The organism is Thalassospira lohafexi, assembly GCF_002844275.1.
GTDB classification, from domain to species: domain Bacteria; phylum Pseudomonadota; class Alphaproteobacteria; order Rhodospirillales; family Thalassospiraceae; genus Thalassospira; species Thalassospira lohafexi.
Window position 1 is genome coordinate 1 of the sequence record NZ_NXGX01000014.1, and the last position, 18,320, is coordinate 18,320.

An 18,320-nucleotide genomic window follows, 5' to 3' on the forward strand; every position below is an offset into this window, starting at 1 on the left:
AACCGTGATTGAGCCACTGGTCGTCGCAACGTCTTCACCGTCCGCAGACTGCGCCGTCACACCAAGATCGAACGACCCGCTAAAGTCATCAGCCGGTGTGATCGTCAGACCTTCAAGATCGCCCGACGACAGCGTCCAGGTGCCATCCCCATTATCCGTACCGGCAGACAAAGTCGCACCGTCTGGAACACCGGAGATCGTGACTGTCAGTGTCTCGCTGGAATCCGTCAGACCCGCATCAATATCAAGCGCAATCGCTGAATCTTCGTTGCCAGACGCATCCGCAACATCAAGTGTTGGCGCATCGGCAACACCCGCTACATCAACCGTCAGACTGTCGGTCGTGACCGCAACATCTTCACCATCGGCAGACTGCGCTGTCACACCCAGATCAAATGATCCGCTAAAGTCATTCGTTGGCGTAATGGTCAGACCTTCAAGGTCACCCGACGACAGCGTCCAGGTCCCGTCACCATTATCCGTACCCGCCGACAGGGTCGCACCATCCGGAACACCAGAGATCGTCACCGTCAGCGTTTCCGAGCTATCCGTCAGGCCTGCATCAATATCCAGTGCAATGGCCGAATCTTCATTGCCAGTTGCATCCGCGACATCAAGTATCGGTGCATCGGCAACACCCGCAACATCAACCGTTAGACTGTCGGTCGTAACCGCAACATCTTCGCCGTCAGCAGATTGCGCCGTCACACCAAGATCAAACGAACCGCTAAAATCGTTGGCTGGCGTAATCGTCAAACCTTCAAGATCACCCGAGGACAAAGTCCAGGTGCCATCACCGTTATCCGTACCCGCCGACAGGGTCGCGCCATCCGGAACACCGGAGACGGTCACCGTCAGAACTTCCGAGCTATCGGTAAGATCTGCGTCGATATCCAATGCAATCGCTGAATCTTCATTACCCGACGCATCAGACGTTTCCAGCGTCGGTGCATCGGCAACACCAGCTACATCAACCGTGATTGATCCCGTGGTCGTCGCGACATCTTCTCCATCCGCAGACTGAGCACTGACGCCAAGATCAAAACTGCCAGAGAAGTCATCCGCAGGCGTGATCGTCAGACCTTCGAGGTCGGTTGAGCTCAGCGTCCAAGTGCCATCACCATTATACGTGCCAGCCGACAGAGTTGTACCATCCGGCACGCCAGAGATCGTGATAGTCAGAACTTCACTGGAGTCCGTCAGACCGGCATCGATATCAAGGGCAATCGCGCTGTCTTCCGAACCGCTCGCATCAGACGTTTCCAACGTCGGAGCGTCAGCGACACCGGCAACATCAACCGTGATCGAACCTGAAGTGGTCGCAACATCTTCACCATCGGCAGACTGTGCCGTCACACCAAGATCGAACGAACCGCTAAAATCATCCGCAGGCGTGATCGTCAAACCTTCAAGATCACCCGACGACAGAGTCCAGGTCCCATCCCCGTTATCCGTACCGGCCGACAGAGTCGCACCATCCGGAACACCGCTGATTGTGACCGTCAGAGTTTCAGAGCTGTCGATAAGTCCTGCATCGATATCAAGGGCGATGGCTGAATCTTCATTGCCAGACGCATCCGCGACATCCAGTGTTGGCGCATCAGCCGTACCACTAACATCGACGGTGAGTTCTTCCATCACGACGGCTGTATCATCGCCGTCGGTGGTCGAGACCAGAACGGTCAGGTTGATTTCGCCGCTGAAGTCATCCGCTGGCGTGATCGTCAAACCTTCGAGTTGTTCAGGCGTGAGTGACCATGTGCCGTCCCCGTTATCGGTACCAGCCGACAAGCTCGCCCCGTCCGGAACACCGGAAATCGTGATAGACAGACTTTCACTGTCATCAAGAAGTTCGGTATCAATGCTAAGCGCGATAGCGCTGTCTTCAGAACCGCTGGCATTTGAGACATCAAGGGTCGCGCCATCGGCAACACCGGCAACATCAACCGTCATGGTCGAGCTGCTTGATGCCGTTGTCCCGTTGCTTTCGCGGCTGGTTGCCGTCACGGTAAGGTCGAAACTGCCGCTGAAATCGTCTGCTGGCGTGATGGTAAGCCCCGCAAGCTGGCCCGCCGAAAGTGACCAGGTCCCATCGCCATTATCGGTACCAGCCGACAGAATTGCGCCTTCTGGCACACCGGAAATAACAATTGTGAGCGTCTCAGTGCCGCCATCAAGATCATTGAGTGCCGCAGAAACATTAAGCGAAATCGCGCTGTCTTCCGAGCCACTGACATCACCGGCCACCAGGTCAGGTGCATCGGCAACTTTGGGGTCCTCCACAACGTCTTCGACGATGTCGTCAACGGTATCGTCTTGCGTCTCCTCGGTCTCGTCGAGAGCTTGTTCCTCCGCCTCAACCTCAGCAGCCTGTTCTTCGGCTGCCACGACATCCGGGTTAAGGCTCTCACGGCCTTCACGGCCGGGAACGTCGCGTTCACCGCGCAAATCGGTTGTGTCATTGGTCGAAAGATTGCTTTCGGGCAGCTCAACCGTGCTGGGATCGGATTTGAGCGACACATCGTCTGCCCCCGCCCCACCGGCACTGGAATCAGCTGTGTCTGCACCTGTGTCGACGTTACGATCAAACTCGGCCTGTTCGGCCTGAGCTATGGTCTGCTTTTCGGTGGCTTCAGCAGCCTGACTGCGTTCCTGACGCTGACTGGATGCATTGCGACGACGGAAGGTTTGCTGTTGCTCGCCCTGTGGGTTAAAGACCTGATTGCCGTAGTGGACAGATCCTAATTCCTGATCGGGGACGCTGGGGGCATTGGCCTGATCATCATGCAGCTCAACCAGCTCTTCGCTTTCGTCACCCTGATCATCACCGCGCAACAAATCATTCGGTGCATCTTCTTGATTGAAGTCACCGTTGCCATTGTCACGTGCGTTTTCAGTTTCGCGAGGATCGTCCGCCATTCACCCACTCTCCGTAAAGTGCGAGATGGATACACCCACCCCACACATTCTATACATTAGTATAGATTCCCTGATTTAAACCAGAGAAATGTGCGGCCGGGCAGTAGAAATGAGCATTTCATTTCCAGCGGGACCAATTAAATGCTCATCGTTCAGAGAACGCCTGATCAAGCGAGACATAGACCGGTTTCAGCAAATACTGCAGAAGGGTCCTCTCCCCGGTCTGGATATCCGCCTGAACGGTCATCCCGGGTATGATCTTTTGAGCAGAAGCCCCCTCACCGACAGAATCAGCATTAAGAGCAACTTTACCTTTATAATACGGTTGGCCTTCTTCGTCTACAAAAGTAGAGGCTGATATCGATACCAATTCACCCTTGATACCACCATATCGTATAAAGTCGAAGGCACTGACTTTGACTGTGACCGGCTGACCCAAATGCACATGTCCGATATCCTCGGTCGAAATGCGGGTTTCCGCAATCAGCACATCATCCGCTGGGACCAGCTCCATCACCACCTGTGCCGGCGCAATCACCCCGCCAATGGTTGAGAATTGAAGCCCCTTGATATAGCCACGCGCAGGCGCCACGATTTCAAGTCGCGCGACACGATCACGTAATTTCCGCAAGGTTTCGCTGGCCTGTGCAATCTCACCACCAAGACGACCAAGCTCTGTAATCGCTTCTTCGCGTTGACTTTTTTCCAACTCATTAAGCCGCAAGTTTGCTTCGGCGATGGTTTCGCGTGCACGCGCCTTTTCGGCAACAACACCCGAAAGGCTACCCTGTGCCTCGTTCAGTTCACGCTGAATATTAAGGAAAAGCACCTTGGAGTTCAGCCCCTGCTCATAAAGCGACCGACGCATGGTGACTTCCTGATTTAGCAGACCAAGCGATTTGCGAAGGGTCTCTTCCTGCTGGCTTAGCTGTGCCAGCTCCGCATTGCGTTCCTTGATCTGAACCTGAAGAATTTCGGTCTGATTGGCATCAAGTTCAGTCTGGATATTATAAATTTCCTGCTGATTAAGCGCCAATTCAGGATACTGCCCCAGCATTGTCGAAAAATCAGGCACGCGGCCTTCAGCCAATGCGCGATAACGTTCGGCTTCCAGACGTAAATTGCCAAGTTTGGTTTCGGTTTGCGAAAGCTCCGCCTGCGCTGATTCGGGCTTAAGACGGATCAAAACCTGCCCTTTCTCCACCAGATCACCATCGCGGATCATGATTTGATCAATGATCCCGCCTTCAAGATGCTGGATTTTATTGACCGCACCGGTTGGCATGACCTGACCAAATGTGATCGCGGTTTCCTTGATTTGCGTTGTCGCCGCCCATGCAATCAAGGCCAAAAAACCAACCGAAAGCATAATCAGGGCTGACCGCACAAAGATCGAAATCCCGCCTTCTTCAAGCAATACCGCATGCGACAAATAGCGCGCCATACGTCGTGAACGACGGAACCGCTCGATCGCAGTATTCTGAACTGCCACGTCACTCATAGGTAGCCTCCGTCTATCACTTGCTGCTTGATCCGTTCGGGCGGCGCGTCACCACGCAACTGTCCGGCCTCAAGCACAAGTATGCGATCGGCCAGATCAAGATGGCTTGGCCGATGGGTAATGAGGAAGATGGTCGAACCACCGCGCAAACGATTGATCGTATGCTGAAACGCCCGATCTGCTTTTTGATCCAGACCATTGGTCGGCTCATCAAACAAAATAACCGGAGCTTCGCGAACAAAAGCACGCGCCAAGGCAAGGCGCTGCAGGAAGCTTGCCGAAAAGCGCGAAGAATGCTGATCACCGACACGCGTCGTGAAACCCTTGGGCAAATTTTCGATATCTTGCAAAACACCGGCCGACATGCAGGCCATGCGCAAATCATCCTGTGATGCCACCGGGTTCGCCAGACGCAGGTTTTGCGCAATAGAGCCGCGGAAAAATTCAATATCCTGCGGTACATATGAAATCGCCTGACGCAGGGTTTGCGGATCCATCTGGCGAATATCGGCCCCATCAATCAAAACCGCACCGGCTTGGGGTTGATACATCCCCGCCACCAGCTTGATCAGCGATGATTTACCCGCGCCATTTGCCCCGACAACGGCAATAACCTGCCCCGGTTTAATATCAAAATTAACCCCGACAAGTGCCGGGTCTGACTCCGGGCTATAGCGGAAACTGACGCGTGAAAAACTAACTGCCCCGGCAAAACGGCGCTGATCAACGGAACGCGGCACCAAGTCACCTTCGGGCGCAATCGTCATAAGCCGATTAATCTGGCGCACACTGCCGCGCAATTGCGCCAACCGCGGCATACCGATAAAGGCCTGATTGATCGGGCCAAGAACACGCCACGCCAGCATCATCGATGCCACAAGGGCACCGACGCTCATTTGGGCATTCATCACCTGATAGGCCCCGAAGGCCAACACCAAAGCGCCAGATGAAATCATAAGAATCTGTGCCAGCGTGTTGATCACGTTATTGACCATCGAAACCCGGAAACCGGCATATGCCGTATCGGCAGAAATCTCGCGAAACCGCGACAACCAGCGTTTTTCCGACGCGGTATATTTCAGGGCCGACATCTTTCCGACCGTTTCGACCAGAAATTCCTGACGGTTGGCACCATTGCGCCCAAGTTCCGACACCCGACGAGAAACGATGGGGAAGGATATAAGGCCAATCAGGACAAAAACGCCAATCAGCGCAATCGGGACCATGGCAAGCCAGCCGCCGAGATAGAACATCACAATCAAAAAGATCGGCACAAATGGCATTTCAAGCATCACCATGGCCATCGGACCGGTGAAAAACTCGCGCACACTTTCAAAATCACGAATACGCGAAATCTGGACACCAACCGGTGCACGTTCGGTGAATGCCGGCGGCAGTGCTAGCAACCGTTCAAAGATCGCCCCACTGACCAAGGTATCCAGTCGCGCCCCAAAATGGCTGACGATCTGGCTGCGCAATGTGCGCAACACCCATGTCATGATCAGGATGATGCCAATACCAATTGAAAACTGGATCAACATTGAAATCGACCGCGTCCCAATCACGCGATCATAAATGCCCATCACGAAGATCGGCGTCGCCAATGCCATGATGTTGAGCACAAAGGTAATCAGCAACAACTGATACCCAAGCTGTGAAAACCGCGTCGCAATACCGCCAAACCAGCCGCGCTTGTCATCTTCGAAATAGCGTTCACGACGGTTTGCGCTGCTGAACTGATAAAGCCTGCCGGGCAAGGACGACGCCTTGATCACTATCTCACGGTCGGTTCCGCCGTCATAAACCCGAATGCCGTTTGCTTCCGGGCGAATGACAACCAGTGCGGTGCCATTATCTGGCACAAACAGGCACGGCATCAGACGGTCGTCAATCTGGCTAAACACCACATCGATTTCGCGTGACTGATAATTCAAATGCGCGAGAACATTGCGAAAATCAGTCAGATCAAGCGCCTGATCCATATGCGGCAAAGCTTCGGCAACCTGACGGGGCAGGCCGCGCCATCCCAAGGCCTGAAGCAACGGCCAAAGGCAGGCATCAAAGTCCGACTGCGAATCTGTGCTGGCAAGGCCCATGCGGTAATTTTGGGCAAATTCCATATTGTCGATATTCATGTCGACACCCCCGCCTTAACAGAGACAGTGCCTTTTGAGCCCACCTTTGCAACCCGTTGGTTGGTCCGCTTAAGAACCGGCACAAGACGTTGATCAACCAGGCGGTATTGCTTGTTGGCCAGCGCAATCAATGACGGACGGTGTGACACCATCACAAGCGTGCAATGTTTCTTCAATTCCAGCATCAGGCTGGTCATGATGTTGTCACCCGCGATATCAAGCGAGCTATTGGCTTCGTCAAACAGCACAATACGGGGGTAATCAATCAACGCACGGGCAACGGCGATCCGCTGCTTCACCCCGCGCGGCAGGGTTTCCGATGCCTGCCCGCCCACTTCGGTGTCATAGCCGTGCGGCATGCGCATGACGATATCATCAAGCCCGAGACGGCGGGCAATTTCGACCACACGTTCAACGCCGATGTCCTTGCGAAAACCGGTGATGTTTTCAATGATCGTCCCTTTGAACATCACGCCATGTTGCGGCAGATAGGCAATCTGGCGACGAATGGATTCAGAACTGTAGTTACCGATTTCCCTGCCATCGAGCAGGATTTCACCCTGATCCGGACGCAACGCTCCCATCAACATCCACAGCAACGTGGTTTTACCGGTCCCGTTGTCACCGGTAATGGCAACAGACTCACCCGGCTCAATCACCAGATCAAGACCATCAAACACCTTTTTGCCATCGCCGTGCGCAAAAGACACATTGAGCAACTCAATCTTGCCATCAAGTAACGGCATCTCGGGCGAGCCATCATCGTCTTCCGGTTCTATTTCAAATAGTTCCTGACAGCGCTGCCGCGCCACCCGGATATTCTGAAACTGGGTCCAAAGGCTCATGGCGCGCTGAAGGGGCTGAATAGATCGCCCGGCCAGCATGGTGCAGGCCGCAAGCCCCCCAACCGTCAGATCCGCATCAATCACCAGAACACTGCCAACCGCGGCAACCAGAACCATGGTCAGCATCGAAAAGGTCGCACTGGCATTAACGGCCGCATGGGCGGAACGTGCCGCGACAAGGTCGTCCTCGGCGCACTGAACCTGAAGCTGCTCATGACGACGGATCATCAAGTTTTCCATCGCCATCGACTTGATCGTATGAACCCCGGTAAGGGTTTCGATAATGAAATTATAGCGCCGCTCATCAGACTGGCTACGCTGATCAAGCGCCTTGCGCAATTGCCGCCCCAGCACGAGTGCCGTGATAAAAAACGCAATCAGAATGCCCAGTGGAACCGCAACAAGCACCCCACCGATCACCGCAATCAGGCCCAGGAACAGAACAATGAACGGCAAGTCGATGACGGCCCCAATCGCCTGACCAGAATAGAAATCACGCAACATATTCAGGCTATTAAGGCGCTGCAAATGTAACCCGGGGGCGGTTTTGTCATAATCAGTCAAGCTTGCCGAAAGCAAATGCCCAACAGCGGCCTGAGAACTGCGATGTTCAAACTTTGCCGCGGACAACGAAGAGATATAGGCCCGTCCCAAACGCAAAATGGCCTCGATCATCAACGCAGCCATCACACCAAGGATAAGCAAGGTCAGTGTCGGGATCGAGTTATGCGGCAGCACACGGTCATAAACTTGCAGCAAGGTAATCGGCAACGCCAGTGACAACAGGTTGATCACCAATGCGGCAACCAACAAGGCAAAGCGACCGGTCTGCAAATGCGACAATGTCCCGATATTCAATGCGGGATGTCGTCTGGCGTGACGTGTCATAGGGCCGACATACTCCGTGACTCCAAATCCATACCACCCAAAAGATGGTTAACTATACCATTAGATAGGATCAATAGCTGATCCCTTTCTCACTGGCAAGAAATTCCTGATCTGTGTACAACCCGATACGAAAGGCTACCAGCAGTATAATACACGTGCTCCTTACTGTGTTCGCGTATCCACCCGTCGCAGATCACACTAACTTGAAAGAATCACACCAATTTCAATGATTTTAGGCGTCCTCGTCGTCGCCGCGTAAACGATCAAGCGCACGTCTTTCTGCCTTTGTCGGCCGTCCGGAACCTGCTTCGCGCGCGCCCACAGGGGCGGTACGGATATCAGACGCAACTTCCTTTTTTGCCACGCGCGGCGGGGAATGGTCGGTATAAAGCGCCTGTGCCTCAGGGGCGGGACCGCGACGTTCACCAAGTGCGACCACTTCGACCACACGAAGATGCGGCCCCTGAAAGAATTGCAGATGATCGCCTGCCGATACCGTCGCACTGGCCTTGGACACCGACTGACCGTTCAAAACAATATGCCCCGCCTGGCAGGCTTTGCTGGCAAGTGACCGCGTTTTGTAAAACCGTGCGTGCCACAGCCATTTATCAACCCGAAGTTTTTCCGCAAGTTCCGTCACGACCGTCTCGGTCCCCGTATCATTGATCAAACATCATTTAACGCAGCAGGCCTTCAAACGCAAAACGGCGACCCAAAAAGGATCGCCGTTCTGGAAATTCATATGCTACGCGATCAGCCTTTGGCTTCAAGCATTTCCTTAAGCTTGGCAAAGGGCGAGTCTTCGTTGATCTTGTTTTCTTTCACCGGTGCAGGATTGCGCCCACCCGGTTTTCCAGAACGATCACCGTTACCACCACCACGGTTCGGACGATTACCGCCCTTACCTTTTGGCGCGCCTTTGCCACCGCGTGCGTCCTGACGCGGACCGCGCTGACCACGACCAGCAGCACCACCGCCGCGCTTGCGACGATCAACCCGGACGAAGAATTTAACTTCGACCAGCTCATCACCATCCGCGTCGGTTTCAACCGGCTTTGCATCGGCGGCGTCTTCACCTGCACCCGCCTCGGCCTTGGCAACAACAGGTTCAGTTGCTGCTTCTGGTTCTTTGGCGGTTTCTTCGGCTTTCGCCTCTACAGGTGTTTGCGTTACTTCGGCTTCGGCTGATGCTGGTGCCTCTGCAGCCGGCTCAGCATCCGCCTTGACGGCTTCCTTGGCTGCATCAGCATTTTCTGCTTTCGCAGGTGCTGGTGCATTTTTCTCGGCGTCTTTGGCTTCAAGCGTCGATTTCTTGACCTTGGTCACCTCGGCACGCCAGCCAAGTGCGGTAAACACGCCTTCAGCCTGTTCGACCGTACAGCCCAGAAGTGACAGAAGATCGGGATCAGGACGGACTTTGCCGTCGTTTTCCCGTGCCTTCTGACGCAGCAATGCGGCAAAGCGTTCGAGCATATCAACACGTGCAGCCAAAGGCCCCACCGGCATATAGCCAGCCGCCAGATAGAACCCCTTGGAGTTCGCCCGGTCATTGGGCACCGACGTGCGGCCCGCAGGCGGCAATTCTGGCAATGCATCAAGTTCGCGCGCAACGGCCCAAAGAATACCACGCAGCTCAACCGGATCGGGCTTAAGCGCGTCAAGCACATGGACGGTTTCAACGCCCAAACGCACGCCAAGCTTGGCAAGTGCTTTGCGGTCTTCGTCCGACAAATCCTTGACCAGGCTTTCAAGTTCCGAACGCGGAACACAACCCAGACCTTCGTTCAGCTGGAACAAAAGACCCCGAATTGGCCCGGAAAGCTGACAGTCACGCAGACGGGTCAGCATTTTAAGCCGCGTTTCGATATGGGAATTGATGAAATTCTGCAGACGTGTTCGCACACGTTCGCGGGTCGGACCGTCAAAGAACTCGCTGTCGATCACATGGACCTCAGGAGACAGAACCGTGTCACCTTTTTTCAGCACGCCAACCTGCGCACCGCTCCAAATGACATCGAGCTGCCCATTCACCGAGAATTTATCGTCTTCATCGGTTTCAAGTTGTTTGACGCGCTGGGCGATTTCGCCTGTCAACGCGCGACGTGCGGCACTGGCAATTGCCTTGCCTTCGAAAGCAGCATCGGTTTCATCAGCGATGAAACGGAATCCTTCAAGACGGCCGACAAATTCACCTTCGACCTGTACTTCACCATTCGCAGTGATGGTAGACATGAGTTCAGACTTGTCCTTGAGACTTTTCAATAAAACCGAAGTTCGTCTATCGACGAACCTTTGGGTCAGGCGTTCATGTAGCACATCTGACAGCTTGTCCTCAATGGCACGTGTACGTTCCTGCCAATGATTGGCATCTTCGAGCCAGTGATGCTTATGCGATACATATGTCCAGACGCGAATACCTGCCAAACGTGATGATAACTGATCGATATCACCATCATAACGATCCAGACGCAAGACTTGTTCGCCCAACCAGTCGATTGGCAGTCTGCTTCCTGGTTTCGCCAGATAACGATAGATAGATGTTAGCAGCCTTGGATGCGTATCGGTATGGATATTTCTAAAGTCTGGAATCTGGCAGATTTCCCAAAGCAATTGCACCCGATCTGGTGCCGTTGCAATCCGTGCAACATCCTCGTTCTGGGCCAGATGCTCCAACATAATTTCATCGACCGGCTCGCGCGCCAAAATCAGGGTCGGGTCCTCTGACCGTCGACGCAATGATTTTTGCAGCGCATCGACGCTGCGAAATTCAAGTCGCGCATTGCGCCAGAACACTTTTGCCAGCGGTTCGAATTCATGTGATTCGATTTGTTCGATGATGTCGGGATCAATCCCCGAAAGGTTGCCCGTCACCCCGAACGACCCATTGTTCATGTGGCGTCCTGCACGCCCGGCAATCTGTGCGGTTTCCGCCGCCGAAAGCGACCGATTGAATTTGCCATCATACTTGTGCATGGCGGCAAAGGCGACATGGTCAAGATCAAGGTTAAGCCCCATGCCGATTGCGTCCGTCGCAATCAGATGCTCAACCTCGCCATTCTGGAACATTTCGACTTGGGCATTACGCGTACGCGGGCTCAGCGCGCCAAGCACCACCGCCGCCCCGCCCTTCTGACGGCGCACCAGTTCGGCAACGGCGTACACTTCCTGTGCTGAAAACGTCACAATGGCCGATTGAGACGGAAGACGCTGGATTTTCTTGGCCCCGTTATAGGTCAGGGTCGAAAAACGCGCGCGCGTGTCAAATTCAACATTCTCAACCAGCTTGCGGATCACCGGACGAATGGTTTCCGCCCCCATAAACATGGTTTCCGAACGTCCGCGTGCATGCAATAGCCGGTCGGTAAACACATGCCCGCGCTCAGGATCGGCGCACATCTGGATTTCATCAACGCCCAGGAATTCCACCTGCTTGGCCACCGGCATGGCCTCGACCGTGCACATGAAATAACGGGCTGTTTTGGGCAGAATGCGTTCTTCGCCGGTAATCAGCGCCACCGCACCCTTGCCGACCTTGGCCACCGCGCGGTCATAATTTTCGCGCGCCAAAAGACGCAGCGGGAACCCGATCATCCCGGTCGTGTGTGCCAACATCCGTTCCATGGCCAGATGGGTCTTGCCGGTGTTGGTCGGCCCCAATATGGCAAGGATACGAGGACCGGATCGGGTTGAAATCTGCATCAAACTCTTTCAATGGACAGCCCAACGATCCGGGCCGCCCCATTCATCTGGCCTTTCAACACTCGAACCGCTGGAATGTCAAGCATTCAGCCCGCAGCCTCCCATGCGTCCGACGCAGGACCAAACAGTCTGTGGGGAAATTACGGTGTGTCGGGCTCGTCCATCTCAAGCAATCTGGCCCCCGGCCCGGCCTGTGCCAACTCATCATAAGGGTTGCGCAAGGGACAGTCGGAAATTGACAGACACCCACAACCGATACATTGCCCCAATTGATCCCGAAGCCGGGTCAATTGATCAATCCGTTCATTCAGATCATCACGCCACTGCGAGGACAGCTTTGCCCAGTCCTCGGCTGTTGGCACCGTATTGCGTGGCAATTTATCAAGGGCTGCCCCAATTTCTGCAAGCGGAATACCCGTTTTTTGCGCCACCTTGATAATCGCAAGCTTCCGCAGGATACCGCGATGAAAACGGCGTTGATTGCCATCGGTCCGGATGGAACTGATCAGGCCTTTACGCTCGTAAAAATGAACGGCCGAGACGGAAATTCCGCAACGACGTGCGACATCGCCAACACTTAAATATCGCTGTAATGGTCCGACTTCCGCCATTTTTAGGTTCCCTGCCTGTGACAAACAGAATGCGTACCTTCCTGCTTGACCTGAACTATAGTTAAGGTTTTATAGCATTACTCCTTGTTGCGAAAATATCAAGGAGTCAAACCCGTGAAAGAGACATTCAATCTTGCTGTCATTTACGGCAGTGCGCGTGAAGGACGGTTCTGTGACACGGTCGCGAACTGGGCTGTCGAAACCCTGAAAAAAGACCCCGAGCTGTCCGTTGAAACGATTGATCCTGCTGTTCTGGACCTTCCGTCACGTCATGTTGACGACCAGCATCCCGGCATTGGCGAACTCCACACGGCCCTGAGCGAGGCGGACGCCTTCATCGTCGTCACCCCGGAATATAATCACAGTTTTACCGGCGAGCTTAAGTTGCTGATTGATGCCGCGAAACCGCAATGGCGGCGCAAACCGCTGGCATTTGTATCCTATGGCGGGATGTCTGGCGGCTTGCGCGCTGTTGAACAGTTGCGCCTTGTCTTTGCTGAACTGCACGTTGTCACCATGCGCGACGTGGTCAGTTTTGCCAATGTTTGGGACCTATTTGACTCCCAAGGGCAGCCAATCAACGCCACCAGCAGCGAAAATGCCCTGAACAACATGGTCGGTGACTTGAAGTGGTGGGCAACAGCCCTTCGAAATGCCCGCTATCCGCATGCACAACAAGCATCACAGGCACCGCAAAAGGTGCTGGAGGTTTGTGCATGAGTGATCCCCATCAAACACCGACGGATGAAATCATCACCATCAGTCAGGTTACACCAAAACCCGGCCAATATGATGCCTTTGTCACGCTTCAGACAGCATTTCAAACCCGCGTCGCCCCGGAAATCGACGGCCTTCTTGGCGGGCGTTTGTTCCGCGGAGACGACGGAAAAACGCTTGTCATCATGTCCCGTTTTCGATCTCGCGCGGACCTGAACAACTGGACGTCATCCCCCCGGTTTGCCGAGCACATGCTCCGTGTTCGACCAATGATTGAACCGGCAAACCCCGGCTGGTTCACCGTCCTTTACCAGTCAGGCAACGTTTAAGCCCACGCACATTATCCTGTGCAAGCGATGCAATTGCGTTTCGGAAATCCCTTGGACCTGCCCCCTTGCGCCACCCGCCGAAGGGGACTGTTCCGAAACACAAAACGGGGCGACCAACCGGTCGCCCCGTCCTTTATTTAATCCCAACAGGGACCTTAATGGTTCCGCATCTTATCGGCATATTCCTTGAGCTGTCGACGGGCGGCCTGAAAACTGTTTTTAAGTGCGATGTAGACATCCTCATGGGCGTGATCGGCACTGTCGCGTTTCACCATGATTTCCTTGCCCGGCACATGGATGCCGAAATGCACGGCAAAGCGATTTCCGTGTTTATGAGACGCTTGCGGACGTTCGACAATGACATGACAACTGGTCATGCGATCAAAGGTGTCTTCGAGTTTTTGCACCTTGTAATGAATACGCTCATCAAGCGCATCTGACTGATCAACATCGCGATAGGTGATCTGAACGGGAACGTTCATGATACGGCCTCCTGTTATACAGCCTTGGACGTGTAGCAGGGCATTGCACCCCACCGTTTCACCCCGGATACTTTGCAGCATCGGGACATTTGGGAACGCATATTGTGTGGTTTGCGCGCCCCCGGAAAAAACCGTCTATATCTATACTTAGGATAGAGGACTTGCGCTGCAAGGTGCCTTGACGCATATCAAGCACGGCTTATGCTTTAACCCTTTGAGTTGCTGAACCTTCTGCCAATATCGGGGATGGTCAGTAGATGATTGAAATACAGGAGAAAAAAGAGGTCATGACGGAAGAAAAAATGCGGTTCGAGGCCGAGGTTAGCCGACTGCTCGATATCGTTGTCCATTCGCTTTATTCCAACAAGGACATCTTCCTGCGCGAGCTGATCTCAAACGCATCCGATGCGTGTGACAAGCTGCGCTATGAAGCAATTGCCAATCCGGATCTGCTTGCAGGGGATGCTGACTTCAAGGTCCGCCTGCTGACCGATGATGTTCGTAATGTTCTGACGATTGCCGACAACGGGATCGGGATGAACAAGGACGACCTGATTGACAACCTTGGCACCATTGCCAATTCCGGCACCGCCAAATTCCTTGATGCTGTTGCCAAATCCGACGCGCCAAAAGATGTCGATCTAATCGGTCAGTTTGGGGTCGGGTTTTATTCAGCCTTCATGGTCGCTGGCAAAGTCGATGTCGTCAGTAAAAAAGCCGGTGAAGATCAGGCGTGGAAATGGTCATCGGACGGCAAAGGTGAATACACCATCGCCGAGGCCGAAATGGAAGGCCACGGCACGCAGATCACCCTGCATCTGACCGACGAATACAAAGAATTCACCGACGAACACCGCCTGAAACACATCGTCAAAACCTATTCCGATCATATCGGCATTCCGGTTGTTCTGATGAAGGGCGACGGGGACGAGACGCTGAACGAGGCGTCCGCCCTTTGGACCCGGCCAAAATCAGAAATCACCGAAGAACAATACAAAGAGTTTTACAAACATAACTCCCACGCCTTCGATGATCCTTGGAAAACCATCCATTACCGCGCCGAAGGTGCGATTGAATATACCGGCCTTCTTTATCTGCCGACCATGCGTCCGTTCGATCTGTATGAGCCGCAACGCAAAGGCCACCTGAAACTTTACGTGCGCAAGGTGTTCATCACCGAGGGTGCCGATGACCTTCTGCCACCATGGCTTCGCTTTGTGTCTGGCGTGGTTGACAGTCAGGACCTTCCGCTCAACGTTTCGCGTGAGATGCTCCAGCACAATCCGGTCCTGACCAAAATCAAAAACGGCCTGACCAAGAAAATCCTGTCCGAACTTGAAACAGCGGCGAAAAAAGATGCCGAAGGGTTCGAAACCTTCTGGGAAAACTTTGGCGCCGTCGTCAAGGAAGGCCTGTATGAGGATCCGTCAAACCGCGACCGTATCCTCAAGATCGCCAAATTCCGCTCAACCAAGGATGATGGCTGGACCACGCTTGCCGACTATGTCGAACGCATGAAGGATGGCCAGAAGGCGATTTACTACATCAGCGGCGAAGACATCGAGGCCCTTAAACGCAGCCCACAGCTTGAAGGCTTTGCCGCCAAGGGCATCGAAGTCCTGCTTCTGACCGATCCGGTTGACGAATTCTGGCTGCCATCGGTTGGCCAGTTTGACGAAAAAGACTTCAAATCCGTCACCCGTGGCGGTGCCGACCTCAATGACGTCAAGGCCGATGACAAAGACGATGCCAAGGACGACAAAAAGGACGATGCCGCAAGTGACGCATCGCTTGATGCCCTGATTGCGTCGATCAAGATCGCCCTTGGCGACGGGATCAAGGACGTTCGGGAATCGGATCGCCTGACCAGTTCGGCCTGCTGCCTGATTGCCGATGAAACCGGCATGGATTTGCGCATGGAACGCCTGATGAAGCAGCACAACCGTGTGGATCAAATCAGCCCGCGTATCCTTGAAATCAATGCCAAGCACAGCCTGATCAAAAAGCTGTCAGACATTGCGATTAAGGATGCCAAGGCCCCGATCCTGAATGACGCGGCCCTGCTTCTGCTTGATCAGGCCCGTATTCTTGAGGGCGAGGCGCTTCCTGATCCGGTCAATTTTGCACGTCGGTTGGATTTGATCATGGAAAAGGGTTTGGGCGCTTAACCCACCCCGCTTTCCAATGAACATGCAAAACGGCGCGTCAAAAGATGCGCCGTTTTCTTTTGGATTTATGCAAAATTTAAAATGCTTATTTACCAACACCGTTCATAAAGACCCACATACAAGACAGACCGGAACCCGTCGGGAAGGCCCAAACCACCATGACTGCGATGATGAACTGGCAAAAACTGCTGTCACCGGCCCGGCTTGGCACCCGTCATTCCAGCGTTGGCGCCTTTGGCCGTTCTGATTTTCACAAGGATTATGACCGGATCATATTTTCCGCAGCATTCCGGCGCCTGCAGCGCAAGACGCAGGTGCACCCGCTGCCCGAAAATGACAATGTCCATACAAGGCTCACCCACAGCCTTGAGGTGTCCTGCATTGGGCGTTCATTGGGCCTGATGGTCGGTCATCGGCTGCACGAAAACGGAAGCCTTCCGGCATCGATCGAACCCGATCACATGGCCGCCATTGTGCAGGCTGCCGCCCTGTCGCACGATATCGGCAACCCGCCCTTTGGCCACGCCGGGGAATATGCCATTCGTCAGTGGTTTGAAGATGCCGCACCGGAATACACATCATCGCTTAGCCCGGAACAGTTCGCCGATTTGACCACCTATGAAGGCAATGCGCAGGGGTTTCGTCTTCTGACCAACAAACGGACTGGTCTGTATGATGGCGGCATGCGACTGACCTATGCGACGCTGGCAAGCTTCATCAAATACCCTTGGTCGGCCGCCGGAAGCCCCTTCCCGCACAAGAAGAAATTCGGGGCCTTCCAAAAGGAATTCGCCCTGCTCGAAGAAGTCGCCGAGGCGACGGGCCTTATCCGTACGCACGCGCAAGCCTTTTGCCGCCACCCGCTTGTCTATCTGGTCGAGGCCGCCGATGATGTTTGCTACGCCCTGATTGACATCGAAGACGGGGTTGAACTTGAACTGGTTGATTTCACGGTTCTCGAAAACATGCTGCTGCCGTGTATTTCCGAAGAACTTCCGGCCGAATATCACCGCGAAACCAACATCAGCCGCAAAATTTCGTTCCTGCGCGGTAAAATCATAACCGGCTTGCTTGATGCACTGGTCGATGCGTTCGTTGCCAACGAAGAAGCCCTTCTTGCCGGTGAATGGAAAGGTGAGCTTCTGGGCTCTGCTACTGGCCCCTATAACGAGCTGATCACAACGGCCAAGTCCTTTTCTGAAAAGCAAATCATCCTTAACCGGCGCAAGGTCCAGATCGAGGTCGGTGCATTCGCACACCTTGAAACTTTGCTTGATACCTTCTGCCGTACGGCCTTTGATGTGCACCATGCCACATCTGACGCTGATATTCCCTATCGTGCCGGGCGGGTGCGCGAATTGATCGGCACCGACGCCATGCCGATTGGCGCATCCCTGTATGATCTTTATCTGGTGATCCTTGATTACGTCTCGGGCATGACCGATGATTTTGCCGCACGCCTTGCGCGCGACATTGGCGGCGGGCAGCACTGACCCATGTGGTTGCTTGGTCCTTTTATCGCACGCTATCGCCGCCGAACCGCATTCTTTGCAGCCGCTGCTTTGGCCGCCATCGTTTACGGCCTTGTTGAACAAAGCACGCGCCCGGAAATGCAGGCATGGTATTGGCCCACCATTTCAGGTGCAATCACCTTTATCCTGACCCGGTTTATTATTTCGCGCATTCTTGCGCGGTTTGTCGGCGGTGTGCGGCGTCACCTGCATTAAGCCAAACAAAGAAAGGCAGGCCCGAAAGCCTGCCTTTACTCTATGGATTTCCACGTTCATGCATGAACACAACGTGGATCGGGTCCGTTATTCCTGACCGCCACCCATGGCGCTGCTGATTTTCTTGTCAGTGTTATACTGACTAAGCGCATAGACAGCCCAGATCGCGGCCGGAATCCAGCCCAGAAGCGTGATCTGCAAAATCAGGCAGATAATCCCGGCAAAAGGCCGCCCAATGGTAAAGAACAGTAACCAGGGCAGAAGAAGTGCGATCAAAAGACGCATGGATGAAATCCCCT

The 18,320-nt window shown here is 54.1% G+C and carries 14 protein-coding genes; 5 read left to right on the top strand and 9 right to left on the bottom strand.

Annotation, left to right across the window (positions count from 1 at the left end; genetic code table 11):
* From COO92_RS21065 to soxR, 7 genes are all read right to left on the bottom strand, one after another.
* Window positions 1-2,919, bottom strand: a 2,919-nt coding sequence (locus COO92_RS21065; protein WP_240626552.1) for a beta strand repeat-containing protein, incomplete at its 3' end; no start/stop codon positions are given.
* 145 nt (window positions 2,920-3,064) lie between these two features.
* Window positions 3,065-4,420 (bottom strand): HlyD family type I secretion periplasmic adaptor subunit, encoded by a 1,356-nt coding sequence (locus tag COO92_RS21070; RefSeq protein ID WP_101304906.1) that lies wholly within the window; start codon window positions 4,418-4,420, stop codon window positions 3,065-3,067.
* Window positions 4,417-6,555 (bottom strand): peptidase domain-containing ABC transporter, encoded by a 2,139-nt coding sequence (locus COO92_RS21075; protein WP_101304907.1) that lies wholly within the window; start codon window positions 6,553-6,555, stop codon window positions 4,417-4,419. Before COO92_RS21075 ends, COO92_RS21070 begins: the two co-directional genes overlap by 4 nt.
* Entirely contained in the window at window positions 6,552-8,288 is a 1,737-nt protein-coding gene (locus tag COO92_RS21080; RefSeq protein ID WP_240626553.1) for a peptidase domain-containing ABC transporter, read from the bottom strand. The genes COO92_RS21075 and COO92_RS21080 overlap by 4 nt, the downstream gene beginning before the upstream one ends.
* Before the next feature lie 232 nt (window positions 8,289-8,520).
* Window positions 8,521-8,928, bottom strand: coding sequence for an RNA-binding S4 domain-containing protein (locus COO92_RS21085; protein ID WP_101304928.1), 408 nt, complete (start codon window positions 8,926-8,928; stop codon window positions 8,521-8,523).
* Window positions 8,929-9,041: 113 nt separating this feature from the next.
* Window positions 9,042-11,987, bottom strand: a complete 2,946-nt coding sequence (locus COO92_RS21090; RefSeq protein WP_101304908.1) for a helicase-related protein — start codon at window positions 11,985-11,987, stop codon at window positions 9,042-9,044.
* 140 nt (window positions 11,988-12,127) lie between these two features.
* Complete coding sequence (gene soxR, locus COO92_RS21095) at window positions 12,128-12,598, bottom strand: redox-sensitive transcriptional activator SoxR (RefSeq protein ID WP_101304909.1); 471 nt, start codon at window positions 12,596-12,598, stop codon at window positions 12,128-12,130.
* A gap of 114 nt (window positions 12,599-12,712) precedes the next feature.
* Here soxR and COO92_RS21100 point away from each other — a divergent pair, with 114 nt between their 5' ends.
* Window positions 12,713-13,318, top strand: a complete 606-nt coding sequence (locus COO92_RS21100; protein WP_101304910.1) for an NADPH-dependent FMN reductase — start codon at window positions 12,713-12,715, stop codon at window positions 13,316-13,318.
* Window positions 13,315-13,644 carry a putative quinol monooxygenase gene (locus tag COO92_RS21105; protein WP_101304911.1) on the top strand — a complete coding sequence of 110 codons (330 nt, stop codon included), beginning with the start codon at window positions 13,315-13,317 and terminating at the stop codon, window positions 13,642-13,644. Before COO92_RS21100 ends, COO92_RS21105 begins: the two co-directional genes overlap by 4 nt.
* A gap of 155 nt (window positions 13,645-13,799) precedes the next feature.
* On the opposite strand, the gene COO92_RS21110 is transcribed toward COO92_RS21105, so the two are convergent.
* On the bottom strand, window positions 13,800-14,126 hold the full coding sequence (locus tag COO92_RS21110) for an HPF/RaiA family ribosome-associated protein (RefSeq protein WP_022734340.1): 327 nt from the start codon (window positions 14,124-14,126) through the stop codon (window positions 13,800-13,802).
* Between the two features lie 287 nt (window positions 14,127-14,413).
* Between COO92_RS21110 and htpG the strand changes: the two genes are divergently transcribed.
* The 3 genes from htpG (at window position 14,414) to COO92_RS21125 (ending at window position 18,021) form a co-directional block, all read left to right on the top strand.
* On the top strand, window positions 14,414-16,294 hold the full coding sequence (gene htpG, locus COO92_RS21115; RefSeq protein ID WP_101304929.1) for a molecular chaperone HtpG: 1,881 nt from the start codon (window positions 14,414-14,416) through the stop codon (window positions 16,292-16,294).
* Between the two features lie 158 nt (window positions 16,295-16,452).
* Complete coding sequence (locus COO92_RS21120) at window positions 16,453-17,787, top strand: deoxyguanosinetriphosphate triphosphohydrolase (RefSeq protein WP_240626554.1); 1,335 nt, start codon at window positions 16,453-16,455, stop codon at window positions 17,785-17,787.
* Between the two features lie 3 nt (window positions 17,788-17,790).
* Window positions 17,791-18,021: a hypothetical protein gene (locus COO92_RS21125; RefSeq protein ID WP_101304912.1), complete on the top strand. Its 231-nt coding sequence runs from the start codon at window positions 17,791-17,793 to the stop codon at window positions 18,019-18,021.
* An 87-nt stretch (window positions 18,022-18,108) separates the two neighbouring features.
* On the opposite strand, the gene COO92_RS21130 is transcribed toward COO92_RS21125, so the two are convergent.
* The gene (locus tag COO92_RS21130; RefSeq protein ID WP_101304913.1) at window positions 18,109-18,306 is read right to left on the bottom strand and encodes a YqaE/Pmp3 family membrane protein; all 198 of its coding nucleotides are present in this window, start codon (window positions 18,304-18,306) and stop codon (window positions 18,109-18,111) included.
* Between the last annotated feature and the right edge of the window lie 14 nt (window positions 18,307-18,320).

Bases quoted from the DNA above. Each gene is read 5' to 3' on its own strand.
- COO92_RS21070 (WP_101304906.1), bottom strand. From the start codon at position 4,420: ATGAGTGACGTGGCAGTTCAGAATACTGCGATCGAGCGGTTCCGTCGT.
- COO92_RS21120 (WP_240626554.1), top strand. From the start codon at position 16,453: ATGACTGCGATGATGAACTGGCAAAAACTGCTGTCACCGGCCCGGCTT.
- htpG (WP_101304929.1), top strand. From the start codon at position 14,414: ATGACGGAAGAAAAAATGCGGTTCGAGGCCGAGGTTAGCCGACTGCTC.
- COO92_RS21075 (WP_101304907.1), bottom strand. From the start codon at position 6,555: ATGAATATCGACAATATGGAATTTGCCCAAAATTACCGCATGGGCCTT.
- COO92_RS21090 (WP_101304908.1), bottom strand. From the start codon at position 11,987: ATGCAGATTTCAACCCGATCCGGTCCTCGTATCCTTGCCATATTGGGG.
- COO92_RS21125 (WP_101304912.1), top strand. From the start codon at position 17,791: ATGTGGTTGCTTGGTCCTTTTATCGCACGCTATCGCCGCCGAACCGCA.
- COO92_RS21080 (WP_240626553.1), bottom strand. From the start codon at position 8,288: ATGACACGTCACGCCAGACGACATCCCGCATTGAATATCGGGACATTG.
- COO92_RS21130 (WP_101304913.1), bottom strand. From the start codon at position 18,306: ATGCGTCTTTTGATCGCACTTCTTCTGCCCTGGTTACTGTTCTTTACC.
- COO92_RS21110 (WP_022734340.1), bottom strand. From the start codon at position 14,126: ATGAACGTTCCCGTTCAGATCACCTATCGCGATGTTGATCAGTCAGAT.
- soxR (WP_101304909.1), bottom strand. From the start codon at position 12,598: ATGGCGGAAGTCGGACCATTACAGCGATATTTAAGTGTTGGCGATGTC.
- COO92_RS21105 (WP_101304911.1), top strand. From the start codon at position 13,315: ATGAGTGATCCCCATCAAACACCGACGGATGAAATCATCACCATCAGT.